A 19,750-nucleotide genomic window follows, 5' to 3' on the forward strand; every position below is an offset into this window, starting at 1 on the left:
GAGCGGCCTTGTGTCGCCCCCACAGATGTCGGCAAGGGAGCCTACATCTGGATAAACCGGCCCAGCCGCTGCTTCAGCATGCTGTTCTCACTGCGCAACTGCTGCACTTCCTGCAACAGTTCCAGCGCCAGCGCCACCCCTTCCCACTCCAGTTCCAGCTCCTGGTGCAGCTTCACCGCTCGTTTGGCCACCAGCGGCGCCTGATCGTCAAACAGCCAGTCCTCCGGCGTTCGCCCGGAAGGTTCGACAATGCCGTGCTCGACAATTTCGATCACGCATTCAGCCGTGACATCGGCTTCCTGACACAGGGTACGCATGTCCAGTTGAACGATCAGGGTGCTGCTCATGATCACTTACTCCATTGTGTCCTCGGGTTGAACGCAGCTTTCTCGGAAAGCTTGGTCCAGAGTTCGCGGGCAGATTCGTCCGACGCGGGTGGCATCACCACTTTGAGCTGCGCATAAAGGTTGCCGCGCTCTCCCTGCTTGTTCGCCAGGCCCTTGCCCGGTACACGTAGGCGCTGGCCGCTCTGGCTGTCAGGGCGGATGGTCAGGTTGATCTTGCCATCCAGGGTCGGAACCGCCACCTTGGCGCCCAGGGCCGCCTCCCACGGTGCCAACGGCACAGTGATGATCAGGTCATGACCTTCGACATCGAACAGCGGGTGGGGTGCCATGCGGATGGTCAGGAACAGGTCACCGTTGGCCCCGCCACCGCTGCCCGGCGCGCCCTGGCCCTTGAGGCGGATGCGCTCGCCGTCGGTCACCCCGGCCGGAATCCTCACGTTCAAGGTCTTGGTGGTGAAGCCGGTGCGCTGGCCCATGGCATTGGTTTGCGGCACCTGGAAGCTGATCTGCTTGGACTCCTTGCTCAGGGTCTCTTCAAGGAATACTGCCAGTTCAAGCTCCACGTCCTGCCCCCGCCTGCCGGCACTGCGTTGCTGCTGCCGGGCGCCACCGAAGGGATTGCCACCAGCACTGCGCCCACCGAAGATCGAGCTGAAGAAGTCGGAGAAGTCGCCGCCTTCGAAGCCGCCGCCACCGCCACGGTTTTCCCAACCCGGTGGTGCCTGGAACGGCCGGCCATGCTGGCCGCCGTACTTGCGAATTTCGTCGAACTCGGCACGTTTCTGCGCGTCGCCCAGCACCTCATAGGCCTCGTTGGCCTCCTTGAATTTTTCTTCGGCGTCGCGCTCCTTGCTGACATCGGGGTGATACTTGCGCGCCAGTTTGCGGTAAGCGGCCTTGATCGCCTTGTCGTCCGCAGTGGGCTCTACGCCGAGTATCTTGTAATAGTCTTTGAAGTCCATTTATGGATCACCAATGTGAATGTGCATGTTGCAACTGAAGATAGGGGTCAAGCATAGCCTTTCAAGACCGACTTGGGTTTGTCTCAAGGCAGACGACTGGTCTTGATTCTGTAGCCAACTGGCATACACTGCGCGGCCGTTTTGCCTCCGGAAGCCCATTTCCCATGTCTGACGTATCCCCGGCCCGCGCCCTGGGCATCGACTTCGGCACCTCCAACTCCACGGTCGGCTGGCACCGGCCTGGCGTCGAGTCGCTGATTGCCCTGGAAGACGGCAAGATCACCTTGCCCTCGGTGGTGTTCTTCAATATCGAAGAGCGGCGCCCGGTGTATGGCCGCCTGGCGCTGCACGAGTACCTGGAAGGCTACGAAGGCCGCCTGATGCGCTCGCTGAAAAGCCTGCTGGGCTCGAAGCTGATCAAGCACGACACCAGCGTGCTGGGCAGCGCCTTGCCGTTCAAGGACCTGCTGGGCATGTTCATCGGCGAGCTCAAGAAGCGCGCTGAAGCAGCCGCTGGCCGTGAATTCGACCAGGTAGTGCTGGGCCGCCCGGTGTTCTTCGTCGACGAAGACCCGGCTGCTGACCAGGAGGCCGAGGACACCTTGGCCGAGGTGGCGCGCAAAATCGGCTTCAAGGACGTGTCGTTCCAGTACGAGCCGATTGCCGCGGCCTTCGACTATGAGTCGAGCATCAGCCGCGAAGAGCTGGTGCTGATCGTCGACATCGGCGGTGGTACCTCGGACTTCACCCTGATCCGCCTGTCGCCCGAGCGCCACCTGGTCGCCGAGCGCCAAAGTGACATCCTCGCCACCGGCGGTGTGCACATTGGCGGTACCGACTTCGACAAGCAACTGAGCCTTCAGGGCGTGATGCCGTTGTTTGGCTACGGCAGCCGCATGAAGAGCGGTGCGCTGATGCCGACCAGCTACCACCTCAACCTGGCCACCTGGCACACCATCAACGCCTTGTACTCGCAGAAATCGCAGTTGGCGCTGGGCAGCATGCGCTATGACATCGAGGACAGCTTCGGCATCGATCGCCTGTTCAAATTGATCGAGCAACGCGCCGGGCACTGGCTGGCGATGGAAGTGGAAGCCAGCAAGATCGAACTGACCGAGCGCGACAGCCGCCACATCGACCTGCGCCGCGTCGAGCCCGAACTGACTGCGGAACTGACCCGCGCACTGTTCGAAGAGGCGATCGAAGGCCTGCTGGAGCGCGTGCGCGGCAGCGTCACCGAACTGCTGGCCAAGGCCGGGGTAAGCGAAGGCCAGGTCGATACGGTGTTCTTCACGGGTGGCTCCAGCGGCATTCCAGCGCTGCGCAACAGTGTTTCGGCGATGCTGCCGAATGCGCGGCATGTAGAAGGCAACATCTTTGGCAGCATTGGTAGCGGGCTGGCTATCGAGGCGCGCAAGCGTTACGGCGCTGCCTGATTTGTTTGTTTAGCCTGTACCAGCGAACACGCCGGTACAGGCCAATACATGATCAAACCAGCTCCGCCCGCTTCAGCTCACTCTTCAGATAGGCATAGTAGATGGGCCCCGCCACGACACCGGGTAGCCCGAACGCCGCCTCGAATACCAGCATCGCCAGCAGCAATTCCCATGCCTTGGCACTGATCTGCCCACCCACGATCCGCGCGTTGAGGAAGTACTCGACCTTGTGGATAACGACCAGGTAACCCAGCGCAGCCGCCGCCACCCAGATCGACAGCGACAGGCCGACGATGGTGATCAAGGTATTGGACATCAGGTTGCCGATCACCGGCAGCAGGCCCAGCAGGAAGGTCAGCACGATCAGCGTCTTGGTCAACGGCAGGTGCACGTCGAACAGTGGCATCACCACGGCCAAGAAAATGCCGGTGAAGATCGTGTTGAGCATCGAGATCTTGATCTGCGCGAACACGATGTTGCGAAACGCCTTCACCAGCAGGCTAAGACGCTCGAACAGCGCCGCCGCCAGGGGCTTGCGCCGGGAAATATCGGGAATGCGCTGCAAAGCGATGATAGCGCCGAGGATCATGCCAATCAGCATCGTCACGAACATGTGCGCCATGCCCTTGCCCACCAGCTGCAAATCGCTCAGGTGGCTCTTGATCCAGTCGCCGATGGCCACCTTGAACTCTGCGGCACTGGCAGGCAGGTAGCCTTCGATGAAGGGGGGCAACTGGCTGCGGGCTCGCTCGACCAAGGACATGAACTTGTCCAGCGAGGCACCGGGGTTTTCCGCCTCGTGCAGCAGGAAGCTGAAGGCACCGGCAATCAGCAGTGTCAGGGTGCTGACCACCAAAGTGCCGAGCAGCGCCACGGCCAGCCAACGCGCGCGTTGACCAGCAAGCAGCGGCTGCAGGCGCGGGGTCAGCATGTTGACCAGTTCGAACACCAGTAAACCGGCCAGCAGGCTGGGCAGCAACTTCAGGGGCAAAGTCAGCAGCAACCCGGCCATGACGATGATCAGGCTGGCCAGGGTGATCTGACGGGGAGTAAAGGTCATACAGCCTCGACGGCAGACAGCGGGAATGCCGCAGTCTGCCAGCCTTGGCGGCGCAGGCATAGGCGCAGGTCATTTCTTCTTCAGGCAATCGCTCATGAAGGCCTTGCGCTCGTCCCCCTTCAGGGCTTTGGTGGTAGCGTCAGCATTGCAGGTCTTCATTTTCTCTTGCTGGGTTTGTGGCACATCCTTTTTCAGGCAGGTGCTCATGAACGCTTTGCGTTCATCGCCCTTGAGGGCCTTGGCGGTGGCGTCGGCGTTGCAGGTTTTCATTTTCTCCTGCTGCGCGGTATTGGCAGCGAAACCTTGGGCACTGAACAACACCGCCAGCGCCAGTAATGGGATTTGCAGCACTTTCATGGAGTGGTCTCCTTGGCTCCGCGCCCGATGCACGGGGGTCGAGCTGAGTGTAGCCAAGAATGTTCAACGCCCCCCCGCGCCTGGCGAGGTGCGGGCAAGAGATGCCTGACGTGAGTTCTGAGGTGGTGCATAGAGCGAGCGCCGCCCGCGCGGCGCATCGCGAGCTGCGCTCGCTCCTACGTTTGTTTCGGGCCAATTATTCCTGGGGGGAGTTGCGCGCGCCCGCCTTTGCGCATGCCGCGATATCGCGTCGTACAAACAAGGCGGTCGCGCGCGCCTGTCACAGGCATAACTGGCCCGAAACAAACGTAGATACTCTGTTGGCGGTCAAGCTTTTCCGAGGTGTTCAGAGCTGAAAAGCTTCACCGTATCAAATGGCACATCCCCACGCATGCATGCCCAGATGCCTGTCAGATACTTGCGCATGACAGCAGCGATAGCCTGCATTTTTTTCTTGCCCCTACTGACCAGGGATTCGTAAAAAGCCTTCGCATAAGGGTCGCAGCGCACTGCGGTCAAGGCAGGCATGTACATGGCTGCCCGCAGATAAGCATTCCCGCTTTTGCCGAGCCGACCGGGCTTGTCAATGCTCGTCCCCGACTGTGTCTGCCGAACATCCAGCCCCGCGTGACGAGCTACCTGCGAGGACTTGAGCATTTGAGGAAGGGTGGTCAGCTCAGCCAATGCAGCAAGTGCTGAGACTTCTCCTATTCCTGGGCCTGCGAGCAGCTGCTTGTACTGCCGAGTAAGCGTCGGACACTGGGCGACCATCTCGCGGCCAGCCTTACGAAAGCGTTCAATTCGATTATCCAGTGAAGCAATGGCTTCTTCTTGATCTTCGATCAGCATCGACACGGTCGTAGAGGTCGCCTGCAGCGCATGGAGTTCGTTCTTCGCCCTGGTACGGTGTCCCACCAAACGGTTGATGTGCCGGCCCAGAGCCCTCAGCTCAAGCTGCACAGGGCTTGGAGGCGTCCACAAGCGCGGTGTCATACGCTCGCCGTACTCGGACAGCAACTGAGCATCTATTGCATCGGTCTTGCTATTCGCCAGCATCAGTTTGGCGAAATTGTGAAAGCTCTTGGGGTTGATCACTGAAACAGGGAGGTCAGCCGCATGTAGCTCAAGAGCCAAGTCTAGGTAATAGATTCCGGTCGCCTCCATCACGATCGACTTGGGCTTGAGTGCCAGCAGCTTTTTCACCGCAGCCTTACGGCCTGCAGGGGTTTGAGCGATATCCCACTGTCCGGCCGGACGCCCATCTTTACGTACCCCGACGATCGAAGTGCGTGAGCCGATATCGAGGCCAACACAGACACTCATTCTTCCCTCTCCCCAGCGAATTAGGTAACAATGGCCTCCGGTTCCCCGACCTCGAACTTCATGCTGCTGCAACCTTGTAATGCGAAGTCCGACTTGTCGGCTTCTCGATACTCTTCGCAGTGGGCAATGAGGCGGGGGGCCTCTCTACGTACAAGGTCAGGGGCAATCCCTGCCTTTAGGAGCGATCGGCCTCCCCGGAAGTGCTTCTTCAGCCTGGCGAGAATAACCTCTCCCGCCAGGCTAAGGACAACATACAAGGAGCGAGCGCAGCTCGCGATGCGCCGCGCGGGCGGCGCTCGACCTTACAGGCGCATCTGCTGTAACGGCGAACGCCTCCAAAAACTGCTTTTCGAGACCTGCTAAATGAATTACCTATTCCCCTCACCGCCATCCTCTCCTGGGCCGGAAGCACCGTGCTCACCAAGATGTCGGCTAGCGCCAAGGCGCTTGAGCTAAAGCCCCGCCGCCTTGAGCCGGGCGGCATGTTCGGTGAACAGCCGCACCGGCTCGGCGCCTTTGCCCACGGCACCGAGTGACTGGTTGACGATGTCCAGGTGATCGAGCGGGTAATCGTCGCCGATCACTTGCCCCAGGTGCGAACTGAAACGCCCGACCATGCCGTCGCAATGGCCCTTTTCCTTGATAAAGCTGCGTGCGAAGAGGCGGCAGAAGCGGCTGCTGCCGTCGAAGCGGTTGCGCCCCTGGTCTGTCAGGCCCGGTTGCAGGGTGCCGGACCAGGAGTAATAGCGTACGCCATTGACCTCATAAGCCCCTTCCCCACCCCAGGTTTGCGGCAGGCCCTGTGGATAAGCCTGGTTGAACAGTGCCACCCCGGCGCTGGTCAGCGACTGGTGCGAGGCGTGCACATCTACCGGCAGCGGCTCACGACGCCAGCCGGTTTCCAGCCACACCAGCAGCACGGCAAACCCATGCAGCACAGCCTTGAGGATGCGCCCCTGGGGTGAATTGCCGGGTGCAGTGCGTTCCAGGTGGTCGGCCAGCTCAGAACCATGGTTGGGCCCCGCCACCGACGTGACCGATGCCACCCGCCCCGGCCGTTTGGCCGCTGCGTAACGCGCGCTCAGGGCGCCCTGGCTGTGGCCGATGAGGTTGACCTTGTCGACGCCAGTACGTTGGCAGATGTCGTCAATGATCGCCAGCAACTGCTCGCCACGTACCTCGCTGGAATGCAGCGGCGAAACCTGCACCGGAAACACCTGCGCCCCGCCCTTGCGCAGGGCCGGCACAATACCGAACCAGTAGGGGTAGAGCACCATCCGGACAAACCCGAGCATGCCCGGCACCAGCACCAGCGGGTATCGCGTGGCCAAATCCTGCTGCATTGACGCAGCCCCTTTTGCGTGGACGACAGGCCAACACTACAGCGGCCATCATGACCATCGCAATCGAACTCCCGGCGCGCGTTGTGGTTCAAAACCACACAGACCCTTTGCAAGGAGCGGGAAAATGTACAAGCAGACCCTGGCAATCCTTCTGGCAAGCGCCACCCTGACCGCCTGCGGCAGCCGCCCGGAAAACCCGGTGGATTACGTCACCTACCGCGACGAGCCGCTGGTCAAGCAGGTGGAGAACGGTATGACCATGCAGAAGGTCATCGCCATTGGCGGCAGCCCGTCGAACGTGATCGACCTGCCGCACGGGGGCACCTGCAACAACTACATCCTCAACCGCGATGGCAATCAGCAGCCCTACTACGTGCGCTTCGATGCCACCGGCCATGTCGATGCCAAAGGCTTCAAGACCTGCAAACAACGCCAAGAGGACAGCGACGCCCTGCATGGCGCGTAAGCCTGCGCTCCAACCTGACCCTGACCCCTGCTGGAGATAACCATGAGCAATGTTGAATTGACCGATGTGAAAACCCTGCGCGAGCGTGCACGCCAGCATGTGGAGCAAGGCGCAGTGACCGAGGGTTACCACGCCGACCGTGAGCAGATCCTGCGCCTGCTTAATGAATCGCTGGCCACCGAGCTGGTCTGTGTGCTGCGCTACAAACGCCACTACTTCATGGCCAGCGGCATAAAAGCGAGTGTGGCTGCCGAGGAATTTCTGGAACATGCCAACCAGGAAGCCGAACATGCCGACAAGTTGGCCGAGCGCATTGTGCAACTTGGCGGAGAGCCGGACTTCAACCCCGACAACCTGACCAAGAACTCGCATGCCCAGTACGTGGCCGGCAATTCGCTGAAAGAGATGGTGCTGGAAGACCTGGTGGCAGAGCGGATCGCCATAGACAGCTACCGGGAAATCATTCAGTACATCGGGGATAAGGACCCGACTACCCGTCGCATATTCGAAGACATCCTGGCGCAGGAAGAAGAACACGCGGACGATATGTCCGACCTGCTGCAAGGCCTTTGATTTCCGACACCCTTCTGGGGCCGCTTTGCGGCCCCTGCTATTTCTGCGCCTTTACCGTTGCCGGCGCCTTGCCTGCCTTCATCTGCTGCAACAACGGTGTGCACTGGTTCGGGTCATCCCCGCTGCTGGGCGCAATCAGCGCCAGCAACCCCGCCGCCGGCCCGGCAACAACACCCAGCGCAACCATCCCTGCGCCGCGCAACGCCAGCGGCAGTGCCTGCACACCGGCGCTCGGTTTGACAAACGGTCCGCGCACATACAACGGTGACCGTAGCGAGAACAACCGCAGCCCTTTCGATTCCGGGGTGATGTTCAAATCCAGTTGCTCGGAAGCGAAATTTGCCGTGCCGTTGATGTAGATGATCGCGTTCTCGGTATCGAAGATGAACAGTCGCGTAGTCGCCAGGCCATCCTTGATGCCAACATCGGCAGCCGCACAGTTGATCTTCACGTCCTCATCACCAAACAGCTTGCCGACCACATAGTTGCCCACGTTCAACCCGGCAATTTCCATCAGGCTGCGGCTGATGGCGCCATCGTTGATCAGCATGCGCAGGTCGCCATTGGCTGTACCCAGCAAGGCGGCTACCGAGTTGCCACGGCCGCTGATGTCGGCGTCACCATTGAGCTCACCAAAACTGGTCTGCATAGGCGCAAAGGTGGGGAACAGCTGCTTGAGCTTGAAGCCCCGCGCAGTCAACTTCGCACGCCCCTGCAAGGGCACGCTGCGCCCGTCCAGGCGGATGTTGGAGGCCAGACTGCCGCCAGCCACGCCAAAGCGCAGGGGCTCCAGACGCAACAAGCCGTCTTCGAGAACCACATGGGCCGACAGGTCATTGAACGGCAGCTGCGCGCTGTGCACGATGCGCTTGCCAGCAAAAGTGACGTCAGCGTCCATCGTGCGCCAGCGCTCGGTGCGAAACGCCTCCACTGGCAGCACCTTACCTGCAGGCTGCTTGCTGGCACCGCCGCGGGCCTTCTGTTCGGCATTGGAGTCGGCGCCGATCAGCGGCGCCAGGTCCTTGAACAGCAACTGGTTCGATACCAGGTTACCGGACAGTCTGGGCCGTGGCTGACTGGCAACGAAGGCCAGGTCCCCGTGGATATCGCTGTCGCCGATCTTGCCGTTGAAGCCCTGGTAATTGAACGTCGCCCCTGCCGCCGCATGCAGGTTGGCGCTGAGGCGACCGTCGGTGGAATAGGCCGGGGTGTCAGGCAAGGTGACCCCGGTCAAGGGGTAGAGGTTACCCAGGCTGGCACCCGACAAACGCAGGCGCAGGTCGAGGGCGCCAAGATTACGCGGGTCGGTGAGGGTGCCGGCGAGGACCACATGGGTGTCGGCGATGCGCACGTCGGCCTGCAGCGGGAACGGCTGGCTGGCGTCCTGCAGGGCCAGCAGGCCACCGATCTTGCCGGTGCCGGACACTGGCTGGCCTTTATAGCGGCCCTGGGCCTTGAGGCCGAAGGCATAGTCCTGCGCACCACCGACCTTCTCGGCACTGGCCTTGCCGACAATCTCACTGAACGGGATTGGTTTGCCAAGCGGGTCGATCTGCAGCTTCATGCTGGTTTTCAGGGTCTGGTCGTCGAAGCTGACGTTGCCCTGATCGAAGCCGATGGCGCCGATGTCCAGCTGCCATTTGGAAGGTTCAGCGTTTTCATCCTTGGGGCCGAAGTCGAAGACCCAGTTGGCACGGCCATCGGCCAGGCGAGTGAGGCTGGCAGTGGGCTTGGTGAGGTTGATGCGGGGTATGCTGATCTGCTGGAACACCAGCGGCAGCGGCGCCAGGCGAAACTCCACGCGCTCAAGGCCGACCATCTTCGGCTCCTTGAGCCACTCGGGGTTGCCCAGCGTCAGGTCTTCGGCAATGAAGTGCGGCCAAGGCACCCAGGCACGCCAACCGCCCTCTTCGGGTTCGGTACGCCAGTGCACGGCGAGGTTGCCGTTGATCGCGAAGGGCCGATGCAAGGCTTCGGAGACCTTCTCGTTGAGCAATGGCTTGACGCGGTTCCAGTCGAAGGTGGCAATCACTACCACCAGGATCGCCAGCACGGTGAGCAGGCTGGCGAGGGTCCAGACGAGGATTCTGGCGGGACGCGTCATTGCGTAATTCTCCTTGCGGCATGACAGAAAACAGGCGCAGCGATGGCCTCAATAACTCCGACTGATGAAAACCCGCGAGGTTTTATCGATGGCGCCATGATAGCGAAGTTTTTCCTGGCCTTTTGCTCAGGAATCTGTCGCGCCACGGCGCACATGTTACCTACCATCAACAGGGTCAGGGGATTGTCATTACGCCTGCAAGGCTTGGAATAGAGGCCTTTCCAACCTCTATCAATATGGTCGATTGTTACCATTACCCATATGAACTTCTCTCTGGCGTTACGCGGCGTAGCATTGGCTCCGTACCCACTTTCCAGCCCCCGAGAGGAGCACCGAAATCATGAAACGCCATCTGCTGACCCTGACCCTGTCCCTTCTGGCCGCCAACGCTTTCGCCCTGCCAGCGTCCGAGCAACACCTGACGTCCGAAGCGCGCTCCAGCGCTGCCGAAATTGCCCAGCCGCTGAAAGCCGTAGCTGAAGGTGGTTCTGATCGCCTGATCGAACGCACTGGCCGTGTCGCCGAAGGTGGCTCGGATCGCCTGATCGAACAAGCTGGCCGTGTCGCTGAAGGTGGCTCGGATCGCCTGATCGAACAAAGTGGCCGTGTTGCTGAAGGTGGCTCGGATCGCCTGATCGAACAAGCTGGCCGTGTCGCCGAAGGTGGCTCGGATCGCCTGATCGAACAAAGTGGCCGAGTTGCTGAAGGTGGCTCGGATCGCCTGATCGAACAAGCTGGCCGTGTCGCTGAAGGTGGCTCGGACCGCCTGATCGAACAAAGTGGCCGAGTTGCTGAAGGTGGCTCGGATCGCCTGATCGAACAAGCTGGCCGTGTCGCTGAGGGTGGCTCGGATCGCCTGGTTGAACTCAGCCGTGTGAGCTGATCGCCATGGCCGAAAAGAACAACTTATGTCAAAACGCTTGCTCCCCTCCAGGCCCGGTCCATTGACCGGGCTTTGTTTTTTTATCTAGAGTGCCCAGCCTGACCGTTACAGAAGCCCGCACCATGCTGCCGCGCGCCGAACAGAAGCTACAGACCCGCCAGGCCCTGCTCGATGCCGCCTGCCTGCTCATGGAGAGTGGCCGTGGTTTCGGCAGTATCAGCCTGCGCGAGGTGGCGAAAACAGCCGGCATCGTGCCGACCGGCTTCTACCGGCATTTCTCCGACATGGACGCCCTGGGCCTGGCCCTTGTCGCCGAAATCGACACCACCTTCCGCCAGACCATCCGCCTGGTGCGCCAGAACGAGTTCGAACTGGGCGGCATCACCGACGCTTCGGTGCGCATCTTTCTCGATGTGGTAGCCGCCCACCACGCGCAGTTCCTGTTCCTGGCCCGCGAGCAGTACGGCGGTTCACAGGCCGTGCGCCAGGCCATTGCCCGCCTGCGCCAGGATATCAGCGACGACCTTGCCACCGACCTTGCGCGGATGAAGCGATGGCAACACCTGGACAGCGCTGCGCTGGCGGTGATGGCCGACCTGGTGGTCAAGACCGTATTCGCCACCCTGCCCGAGCTTATCGACAACCCGGAAGCGGGTTATCCACAGGTCCTGACGCCGCAGGAAAAGATCACCCAGCAATTGCGCTTCATCTTTGTCGGGGCACGGCATTGGCAGGGACTCGGCAACCCAGGCTACTGAAACCCCACTTCTGCTACCATGGCGCCCTGCCCGACAGCGACGAGCGCCTAAATGTCCGACCCCCGCCCCACCCTGCCCGAACTGGCCCGCTTCAACCAGCACTTCGCCGAACGTATCGTGCCGCTGTGGCAAGGCCCGGGCTGGAACGCCGACATGGCCCTGCCCTACGAAGCGCTGGACGCCCAGCACCATCCGTTGCCGGTGCAGCGCTACCGCGCCATGGCCTGTGCGCGCCAGCTTTACCTGTTCAGCAGCCGTATCGGGCAGCCGGGAGCCGCCGAGCGTGCCGCAGCCCTGTTTCGCTCGCTGCAAAAGCACTTCCACGACGCCGAGCACGGTGGCTGGTTCTACAGCATCGACGCCCACGGCAAGCCGCTGGACCGGCGCAAGGACCTGTATACCCACGCCTTCATCGTGTTCGCCTGCGCGCACTACTGGGGCAAAGTGCGCGAAAGCCTGGTGGAGTCCAGTTTGAATGCCGCGCTGGACATCATCGACCAGCAGTTTGCCCGTGACGATGGCCTGTACGAAGCCTGCCTGGGCGAAGACTGGGCCGACCTCGGCACTGGCCCGCTGCAAAACCCACAGATGCACCTGGCCGAAGCGTTCCTGCAGGTACTGGCTGTGCGTGGCGACGAACATGTCCGCCAGTCACTGCTGCAATTGTGTCAGGCGCTGGAGACGCATTTCATTGACCCGGTCCATGGCCTGATGCTGGAAAAGCCACGCGGGGCTGTGGATAACTGGTTCGAGCCGGGGCACCAGTTCGAGTGGTTCTATCTGTTGCATACCTCCCCGCTGCTGCGTGAGACGCCGCTGCATGCCTCAATTGACCGGGCTTTCGGCTTTGCCGAGCAATGCGGGGTGAAGGATGCGGCGGTACTGGCCATGCTGAAGGCGGATGGCCGGGTGCTTGATGCCTCCCAGCGTATCTGGGCGCAGGCCGAGTACCTGCGGGCGCTTACATTGCGTGAAGGTAGCGAAGCAAAGCTAGCTGGGCAGTTAGGCGCGCTTTCAGCGCGGTTCCTGCGTGACGCGGGCTGGTATGAGTGCCGAGGTGGTGACGGCGCGGTGAGCAGGGATGACATGCCATCGACCACGCCTTATCACTTGGCTACCTGCCTGGAAGGGCTGAATCAGGCGAACACCTGACTGTCCATACAACGAACCTGTCAGGGGTGAGCGCTTCCCTCTGCCGGAAGCATCTCCCCACGCCTATGTTGGTGCTCCTTTCTCGAACGTTCAGGAGTTACCAAAATGGAAGCAGAAGCCTTCAAGGCATTTGTCGAAGAGCAGATCAACCGAGCGGCACAGAAGATTATCGATCACGGCCACCGCTATGACGAGCACTCTCATGGCAAACTCAGCTACCTGCTAAGCCTGCGCCGTGTCATCAACTGCGAAGCAACGGCTGAGGACATGGGCCGCCATGACGCCATCAACGATGTCCTTCAAGCGTTAGGCATCATCCCTGAAGACAGAACCGGCTTTAGCTTTATCAACTGAGCGATGCGGTTGTTTCGCGAACCGGGTCTTTCCGGTTCGCGGCTTGTGCCTAGCCTTTTGATCGGTCGATCGAAAACCCTGCCCAATCCTGGCTCACCGGCATCAGTTCCAGGCTGTTGATGTTGATGTGCGCCGGCTGGTTGAGGATCCAGAAGATGGTCTCGGCAATATCCTGTGGCTGGATCGGCTCCGCACCCGCGTAGGTAGCATCGTACTTGGCCTGGTCACCACCGAAGCGCACCAGCGAGAACTCGCTCTCGCACAGGCCAGGCTCGATGTTACTCACACGCACGCCAGTACCGCGCAGGTCGCAACGCAGGCTCAGCGAGAACTGGCCGACGAAGGCCTTGGTGCCGCCATACACGTTGCTGCCCGGGTACGGATAGTTGCCCGCCACGGACCCGACGTTCAGGATCGACGCGCCACGGCCATGGGCGATAAGCCGTGGCAGCAGCAGGCGAGTGGTGTACATCAGGCCCTTGATGTTGGTGTCGACCATGGTTTCCCAGTCGTCCAGGCTGCAGTTCTGCGCAGCATCCACACCCAGCGCCAGGCCGGCGTTGTTGACCAGACCGCGAATCTTTTCAAAACCGGTCGGCAGATTGGCAATAGCCTGCTCCATGGCCTTGCGGTCACGCACGTCCAGCACCAGGCCATGCACTTCGGTCTTGGCCGACAGTTCAGCGCACAAGGCATCCAGGCGCTCTTTGCGGCGCCCAGTGAGTACCAGCTTCCAGCCGGCTTCGGCGAAGCGGCGGGCAGTGGCCTCGCCGAAACCGGAAGTCGCGCCAGTGATGAATACGGTGGACGTCATGCTCTGTTCCTCGCGGTAGGTTCATGCCAGCTTTGCAGCATGCCCGCGGACAGCGCTGGCAGCAAGCCGCTCAGGGGCTGTTCATTTTTTGTTCATATTCGTCAAACCCTTGCGACAGAGGGCTCGCCGCCAGGTATGCGCATGTTATCCACAGGGCTTTCCCCACGGATTGGGGGCAACTTGTCCACTGCACGGAACCCTTTCAGCGGGTTGCGGTCGGTGGATATCTTTTAGGTGATGGCGCAAGGCTTTCAAACATGCCGCCTGCAACGGTCTGTCCAACGTTTTCTCACAGACTTATCCACAGGATTTTCGCTGCGTTTGAAGTGCACGCAGGGGTTGTGAAAATCAGAGAAAATCATCCACAAAGGGGATATGAACAAAAAATGATCATATGCCTACAGGGCTTGATTATAAAGGCCTAGAGCGATATGCCACCATGTTTTCCACAGGCGGCTCCACATTATCCGTGGAAAAGATATGGCCTGTGGAAACAATGGCTTGCGGGGGAATATTGGCGTGTGTCGGGAGAAGGGAACGACAAGTTTTCCACATTGGAAAGGGGGCTGCATTGCAGCCCCTGCATACAACTCAGTGCCCACCCAGATAAGCGTTACGCACTTCCTCATTGACCAACAGTTCCTGCCCGGTCCCGGTCATGCGAATCTGCCCGTTGACCATCACATAGGCCCGGTCCGACAGTTTCAGCGCATGATTGGCGTTCTGCTCCACCAGGAAGATGGTCATCCCGGTCTTGGCCAACTCTCGCAGGGTCGAGAAGATCTGCTTGACCACGATCGGCGCCAGCCCCAGCGAGGGCTCGTCCAGCAACAGCAACTTCGGCCGGCTCATCAGCGCCCGGGCAATCGCCAGCATTTGCTGCTCGCCACCGGACATGGTCATGGCCCGCTGGTTACGCCGCTCCTTCAACCGCGGGAACAGTTCGTACATGCGCTGCATGTCTTCGTCGGCATGCTTGTCGCCGATGGGGATGGTTCCCATCATCAGGTTTTCCTCGACGGACATGTCGGGAAACACCCGACGCCCTTCCGGCGACTGGGCAATGCCGTTGGAGGCGATGTAGTGCGAGGATTTGCGGGTGATGTCGGTGCCGCGATACACGATATGCCCGGATGCCGCCCGCGGCTGGCCGAAAATCGACATCAGCAGGGTCGACTTGCCAGCACCGTTGGCACCGATCAGGCTTACCGTCTCGCCCTCGTTGATGTGCATCGAGACCTTCTTCAGCGCCTGGATCGGCCCATAGAACACGTCCAGGTCCTTCAGCTCGAGAATGGGTGCACTCATACCAGTTCCTCTTCGTCTGCACCCAGGTAGGCGGCAATCACCGTCGGGTTGTGGCGGATGTCCTGCGGTGCACCTTCGGCAATCACGTTGCCGTGGTCCAGCACCACGATATGGTCGGAGATGCTCATGACCATGCCCATGTCGTGCTCGATCAGCACCACCGTGATGTCGTGCTCGTCACGCAGCACACGGATCATGCGGCTGAGTGCTTCGGTTTCCTGCGGGTTCAGGCCCGCCGCCGGTTCGTCCAGGCAGATGATCTTCGGCCGCGTGCACATGGCCCGGGCAATTTCCAGACGCCGCTGCTGGCCGTACGACAGCTCGCCGGCCAGGCGGTTGGCGCAATCGACCAGATCGACCACTTCCAGCCAGTAGAAGGCGTGGTCCAGTGCATCGCTTTCGGCCTTGCGGTAGGCCTTGGTGTTGAGCACCCCGGCCAGCAAGTTGCGGTTGACCCACATGTGCTGGGCCACCAGCAGGTTCTCCACCACCGACATTTCCTTGAACAGGCGAATGTTCTGGAAGGTGCGCGCCAGGCCGGCGCGATTGACCAGGTGGGTACCGCCGAACATCTTGTAGTAGATACGGCTGGCAAAGCGCGCAGGCGACACGAAGTCGGCGGCCTGGAAGCGTTCGCCGAGCAGTTGGATGACGTTGGTGTGGCTGCCGCGCACGTTCAGCTCGATGCGTCCGCCACTGGCCTTGTAAAAGCCGGTCAGGCAGTTGAACACCGTGGTCTTGCCGGCGCCGTTGGGGCCGATCAGGGCAAAGATCTGGTTGCGCCGGACCTTCAGGCTGACGTCGCTGAGCGCCTTGATGCCACCGAACTGCATCATCAGGTTGTCGACCGAGAGAATGATATCGTCGCTCATGGCGCCACTCCTTTACGCGGGGTCACACCGGCACGGCTGATGCGGATCAGCCCACGCGGTCGCCAGATCATCATCAGCACCATCAGCACGCCGAACAACAGCACCCGATACTCGGAGAAGCTACGCAGCAGTTCCGGCGCCACGGTCAGCACGAACGCGGCGATGACCACGCCCACGGTCGAGCCCATGCCGCCCAGCACGACAATGGCGAGGATCAGCGCCGACTCGAAGAATGTGAATGACGATGGGTTGACGAAGCCCTGGTAGGTGGCGAAGAACACCCCCGCCAAACCGGCAGTCGAGGCACCCAGGGTAAAGGCCGACAGCTTGACCAACACGTGGTTCAGGCCCATCGAACGACAGGCGATCTCGTCTTCACGCAGCGCTTCCCAGGCCCGGCCGACCGGCATGCGGGTCAGGCGATGCTTGATGTACAGCACAGCCAGCACGACCATGAAAAGCACCGCGTAGATGAACACGAACTTGAGGCTGGCGTTGTACTCGAAGCCGAAGAACTCGTGGATCGGCACCCCGCCATCCTTGGCCCGACGGCCGAACTCCAGGCCGAAAAAGGTGGGTGAAGGCGCCGGCATGCCATTGGGGCCACCGGTGAACGATAGCCAGTTGTTCAGCACTAGACGGATGATCTCGCCAAAGCCCAGCGTCACGATCGCCAGGTAGTCACCGTGCATGCGCAACACCGGGAAGCCGAGGATGCAACCCGCCAGCGCCGCAGCAATGGCCGCCAACGGCAGCACGCTCCAGAAACCCAGCCCCAGGTATTGATAACCGAGCGCCAGGCCGTAGGCACCGATGGCATAGAACGCCACGTACCCCAGGTCGAGCAGGCCGGCCAGGCCGACCACGATGTTCAGGCCAAGGCCCAGCAGTACGTAGATCAGGCCGAGGATGACCACGGTCAGCAGGTACTTGTTGGCGAAAATCGGGAAAACGATGGCAATAACGATCAGCGCAGGAATGATGTAGCGCAGGCGCGACTTGTAGTCCGGGGCGGTCACATGCACGCCCGAGCCGCCGCTGTCGAAGCCCAGGAGCATGCGTTGCCCGGGGGCAGTCTGCAGGAACAGGCTGAGCAGGAAGCGCCCAACCATCACACCGCCGACCAGCCAGGCTACGCGGCGCGGCTCGGCATTGAAGGTGTAGCCGTCGAGTACCACGCCAACGACCGGGCCGAACACGATGAGTGCAAGCAGGCCTGCGACAATGGTCTCCAGCAGGCTGCGTTTAAGGTCGAAACCCTTGGTTTCACTAACAGAGGCAGTTTTGGCAACGGACATGTTCACACCTTAGCCACGAGCGGGCGACCCAGCAGACCTTGTGGGCGGAAGATAAGGATCATCACCAGCAGTGAGAAGCTGAACACATCCTTGTAGTCGGAGTTGATCAGGCCTGAGAACAGCGACTCGGAAATACCCAGGATGATCCCGCCGAGCATGGCACCCGGCAGCGAGCCGATACCACCGAGCACTGCGGCAGTGAACGCCTTGATACCGATGATGAAGCCGGCGTAGAAGTCGAAGGTGCCGTAGTTCATGGTGATAAGCACGCCAGCCAGGGCGGCCATCACTGCACCGATGACGAACACGTAGGAGATCACCCGGTCGGTGTTGATGCCCAGGATCGAGGCCATCTTGCGGTCTTGCTGGGTGGCACGGCACATGCGGCCGAGTTTGGTGTACTTGATCACGTAGGTCAGCAGGCCCATGCCGACGAAGGCCGCCACCAGGATGAAGATCTTGGTATATGTCAGTTGCACGAAGCCGGTGCCGACTTCGACACGCATGGCGCCTTCCAGCAGGGTTGGCACGCCTTGCTGGCGGGCGCCCTGGCTGATCTGCGCGTAGTTTTGCAGGATCAGCGAAATGCCGATGGCGCTGATCAGCGGTGCCAGGCGGGTGGAGTTACGCAGCGGTTTGTAAGCGATGCGTTCGATGGTGAAGCCATACACGCCGGTGACGACGATGGTGAACAACAGGGTGCCCAGCATCAGCAGGGGGAACGATTCGACACCGAAGTAAGCCAGCAATGCCAGGCTGATCGCCGCGAGGTAAGCGGAGATCATGTACACCTCGCCGTGCGCGAAGTTGATCATGCCGATAATGCCATAGACCATTGTGTAGCCGATGGCGATCAGGCCATAGACCGACCCGAGGGTCAGGCCGTTGACCAGTTGCTGCAGGAAAATACCATCCATAACGCAATCTCACCTGATTGAGATTGCACGAGCGCCGACCACGGCGCGGGCCACCTGTGCGGGGCCCTTGCCGCGCAGAACTGTGCAGATCTACGAATAAAGACAGGTACCGCGGGGCTTGGGCCCGAGCAACAGCCCGGGCCGAGGGCCATTGTTATTTTTGTTTTTCCAGCTGGTGGTATTTACCGTTCTTGTCCCACTGGTAGACCACGTAGTCGGAGACGGTCAGGTCGCCCTTGCTGTCCCACTTCTTCTCGCCCATGACGGTCTGCACCGGGTTGGCCTTGAGCCACTTGGCAGCGTCTTCGCCCTTGTTCGACTTCGCGCCATTGAACGCGGCAGCCAGAGCTTGCAGCGAAGCGTAGGCGTACAGGGTGTAGCCCTCAGGTTCGGTGCCGGCCTTGCGGAACTCCTCCACCACCGCCTTGCTGTCTGGCAGCAGGCGCGGGTCGGCACCGAAGGTCATGTAAACGCCATCCACGTACTGCGCGCCACCGGCGGTGGACACCAGTTCGTCGGTGACAATGCCATCATCGGACATGAACTTGACGTCTTTCAGGCCCTGCTCGCGCAGCTGGCGAACCAGCGGGCCGGCTTCCGGGTGCAGGCCGCCGAAGTAGACCACGTCGGCACCGGTAGAGCGGATCTTGGTGACTACAGCGCTGAAGTCTTTCTCGCCACGGGTCAGGCCTTCGTACAGCACAGGCTTCACGCCACGTTTCTCCAGCTGCGCCTTGGTCGCGTCAGCCAGGCCCTGGCCGTAGGTGTCCTTGTCGTGCAACACCGCGACCTTCTTGCCCTTGAGCACGTCGACGATGTAGTCGCCTGCGACGATACCCTGCTGGTCGTCACGGCCGCACATGCGGAACATGGCGCTCAGGCCGCGCTCAGTGACCGCTGGGTTGGTGGAGCCTGGGGTGATGGCAATCACGCCCGCCTCGTCATATACCTCGGACGCCGGGATCGTGTTGGAGGAACAGAAGTGGCCCACCACGCCGATCACCTTGTCCTGATCGACCAGGCGGTTGGCCACGGACACGGCTTGCTTCGGTTCACAGGCGTCATCGCCTTTGACCAGGACGATTTTCTCGCCATTCACGCCACCGGCGGCGTTGATCTTGTCGGCCGCTGCCTGCGCACCTTTCATGTACTGCTCGCCAAACGCTGCGTTTGCCCCGGTCATGGGGCCCGCTACGCCGATCTTGACGTCGGCCTGGACATACGAAGAAACACCCAGTGCCGTAGCTACGGCCAGAGCCAGGAAACCTTTCTTGTAAAACGTCTGCGACATGAGGTGGTGCTCCTAGAGTTTTTTTGGTTGGCACTACAACTTCTCAGCCCGGTACTCCGAGCAAGGGCCGTGCCATAGGTTTTGTGTTCCGGGAAAACACACTGTGAAGGGTGCCTGCAGGCGACGGGCGGC

The 19,750-nt window shown here is 61.0% G+C and carries 20 protein-coding genes; 7 read left to right on the forward strand and 13 right to left on the reverse strand.

The window, feature by feature from the left end; all coding sequences use genetic code 11:
- Nucleotides 1–41: 41 nt before the first annotated feature.
- Together ACE4QZ_RS24895 and cbpA are read right to left on the reverse strand one after the other, a co-directional pair.
- Nucleotides 42–347, reverse strand: coding sequence for a chaperone modulator CbpM (locus ACE4QZ_RS24895; RefSeq protein ID WP_021784432.1), 306 nt, complete (start codon nt 345–347; stop codon nt 42–44).
- Nucleotides 348–349: 2 nt separating this feature from the next.
- Complete coding sequence (cbpA, locus tag ACE4QZ_RS24900; protein ID WP_019437188.1) at nt 350–1,309, reverse strand: curved DNA-binding protein; 960 nt, start codon at nt 1,307–1,309, stop codon at nt 350–352.
- 164 nt (nt 1,310–1,473) lie between these two features.
- On the opposite strand from cbpA, the gene ACE4QZ_RS24905 reads away from it, so the two are divergent.
- Nucleotides 1,474–2,745, forward strand: coding sequence for an Hsp70 family protein (locus tag ACE4QZ_RS24905; protein ID WP_021784433.1), 1,272 nt, complete (start codon nt 1,474–1,476; stop codon nt 2,743–2,745).
- 52 nt (nt 2,746–2,797) lie between these two features.
- On the opposite strand, the gene ACE4QZ_RS24910 is transcribed toward ACE4QZ_RS24905, so the two are convergent.
- The 4 genes from ACE4QZ_RS24910 to ACE4QZ_RS24925 all read right to left on the reverse strand — a co-directional run bounded on the left by ACE4QZ_RS24910 (nt 2,798) and on the right by ACE4QZ_RS24925 (nt 6,828).
- Nucleotides 2,798–3,805, reverse strand: a complete 1,008-nt coding sequence (locus ACE4QZ_RS24910) for an AI-2E family transporter (protein ID WP_021784434.1) — start codon at nt 3,803–3,805, stop codon at nt 2,798–2,800.
- 69 nt (nt 3,806–3,874) lie between these two features.
- A complete protein-coding gene (locus ACE4QZ_RS24915; RefSeq protein ID WP_014592571.1) occupies nt 3,875–4,162 on the reverse strand; it encodes a PsiF family protein in 288 nt (95 codons plus the stop codon).
- A gap of 327 nt (nt 4,163–4,489) precedes the next feature.
- Complete coding sequence (locus tag ACE4QZ_RS24920) at nt 4,490–5,485, reverse strand: IS110 family transposase (RefSeq protein WP_410480109.1); 996 nt, start codon at nt 5,483–5,485, stop codon at nt 4,490–4,492.
- A 452-nt stretch (nt 5,486–5,937) separates the two neighbouring features.
- Entirely contained in the window at nt 5,938–6,828 is an 891-nt protein-coding gene (locus ACE4QZ_RS24925) for an esterase/lipase family protein (protein WP_021784435.1), read from the reverse strand.
- Between the two features lie 124 nt (nt 6,829–6,952).
- On the opposite strand from ACE4QZ_RS24925, the gene osmE reads away from it, so the two are divergent.
- Together osmE and ACE4QZ_RS24935 are read left to right on the forward strand one after the other, a co-directional pair.
- On the forward strand, nt 6,953–7,294 hold the full coding sequence (gene osmE, locus ACE4QZ_RS24930; protein ID WP_021784436.1) for an osmotically-inducible lipoprotein OsmE: 342 nt from the start codon (nt 6,953–6,955) through the stop codon (nt 7,292–7,294).
- Between the two features lie 42 nt (nt 7,295–7,336).
- Nucleotides 7,337–7,867, forward strand: a complete 531-nt coding sequence (locus tag ACE4QZ_RS24935; protein ID WP_020192925.1) for a bacterioferritin — start codon at nt 7,337–7,339, stop codon at nt 7,865–7,867.
- Between the two features lie 37 nt (nt 7,868–7,904).
- Here ACE4QZ_RS24935 and ACE4QZ_RS24940 read toward each other — a convergent pair whose 3' ends face one another.
- Entirely contained in the window at nt 7,905–9,971 is a 2,067-nt protein-coding gene (locus ACE4QZ_RS24940; protein ID WP_021784437.1) for an AsmA family protein, read from the reverse strand.
- A 340-nt stretch (nt 9,972–10,311) separates the two neighbouring features.
- Between ACE4QZ_RS24940 and ACE4QZ_RS24945 the strand changes: the two genes are divergently transcribed.
- From ACE4QZ_RS24945 to ACE4QZ_RS24960, 4 genes are all read left to right on the forward strand, one after another.
- Complete coding sequence (locus tag ACE4QZ_RS24945; RefSeq protein WP_103463101.1) at nt 10,312–10,854, forward strand: phage infection protein; 543 nt, start codon at nt 10,312–10,314, stop codon at nt 10,852–10,854.
- 122 nt (nt 10,855–10,976) lie between these two features.
- Nucleotides 10,977–11,612, forward strand: coding sequence for a TetR family transcriptional regulator (locus ACE4QZ_RS24950; protein ID WP_021784439.1), 636 nt, complete (start codon nt 10,977–10,979; stop codon nt 11,610–11,612).
- Nucleotides 11,613–11,663: 51 nt separating this feature from the next.
- Nucleotides 11,664–12,764 carry an AGE family epimerase/isomerase gene (locus ACE4QZ_RS24955; protein WP_028697880.1) on the forward strand — a complete coding sequence of 367 codons (1,101 nt, stop codon included), beginning with the start codon at nt 11,664–11,666 and terminating at the stop codon, nt 12,762–12,764.
- Between the two features lie 105 nt (nt 12,765–12,869).
- Complete coding sequence (locus ACE4QZ_RS24960; RefSeq protein ID WP_021784441.1) at nt 12,870–13,118, forward strand: hypothetical protein; 249 nt, start codon at nt 12,870–12,872, stop codon at nt 13,116–13,118.
- A 49-nt stretch (nt 13,119–13,167) separates the two neighbouring features.
- On the opposite strand, the gene ACE4QZ_RS24965 is transcribed toward ACE4QZ_RS24960, so the two are convergent.
- From ACE4QZ_RS24965 to ACE4QZ_RS24990, 6 genes are all read right to left on the reverse strand, one after another.
- On the reverse strand, nt 13,168–13,932 hold the full coding sequence (locus ACE4QZ_RS24965) for an SDR family oxidoreductase (RefSeq protein ID WP_279935491.1): 765 nt from the start codon (nt 13,930–13,932) through the stop codon (nt 13,168–13,170).
- 591 nt (nt 13,933–14,523) lie between these two features.
- Nucleotides 14,524–15,240: an ABC transporter ATP-binding protein gene (locus ACE4QZ_RS24970; protein WP_021784443.1), complete on the reverse strand. Its 717-nt coding sequence runs from the start codon at nt 15,238–15,240 to the stop codon at nt 14,524–14,526.
- Nucleotides 15,237–16,112 (reverse strand): ATP-binding cassette domain-containing protein, encoded by an 876-nt coding sequence (locus ACE4QZ_RS24975; RefSeq protein ID WP_021784444.1) that lies wholly within the window; start codon nt 16,110–16,112, stop codon nt 15,237–15,239. Before ACE4QZ_RS24975 ends, ACE4QZ_RS24970 begins: the two co-directional genes overlap by 4 nt.
- Nucleotides 16,109–17,410 (reverse strand): high-affinity branched-chain amino acid ABC transporter permease LivM, encoded by a 1,302-nt coding sequence (gene livM / locus ACE4QZ_RS24980; RefSeq protein WP_021784445.1) that lies wholly within the window; start codon nt 17,408–17,410, stop codon nt 16,109–16,111. Before livM ends, ACE4QZ_RS24975 begins: the two co-directional genes overlap by 4 nt.
- A 2-nt stretch (nt 17,411–17,412) precedes the next feature.
- A complete protein-coding gene (locus ACE4QZ_RS24985; protein ID WP_014592581.1) occupies nt 17,413–18,327 on the reverse strand; it encodes an ABC transporter permease subunit in 915 nt (304 codons plus the stop codon).
- Nucleotides 18,328–18,481: 154 nt separating this feature from the next.
- Entirely contained in the window at nt 18,482–19,618 is a 1,137-nt protein-coding gene (locus ACE4QZ_RS24990; RefSeq protein ID WP_021784446.1) for a branched-chain amino acid ABC transporter substrate-binding protein, read from the reverse strand.
- Between the last annotated feature and the right edge of the window lie 132 nt (nt 19,619–19,750).

Source organism: Pseudomonas sp. DCA-1 (genome assembly GCF_046523955.1).
Lineage (GTDB): Bacteria > Pseudomonadota > Gammaproteobacteria > Pseudomonadales > Pseudomonadaceae > Aquipseudomonas > Aquipseudomonas putida_Y.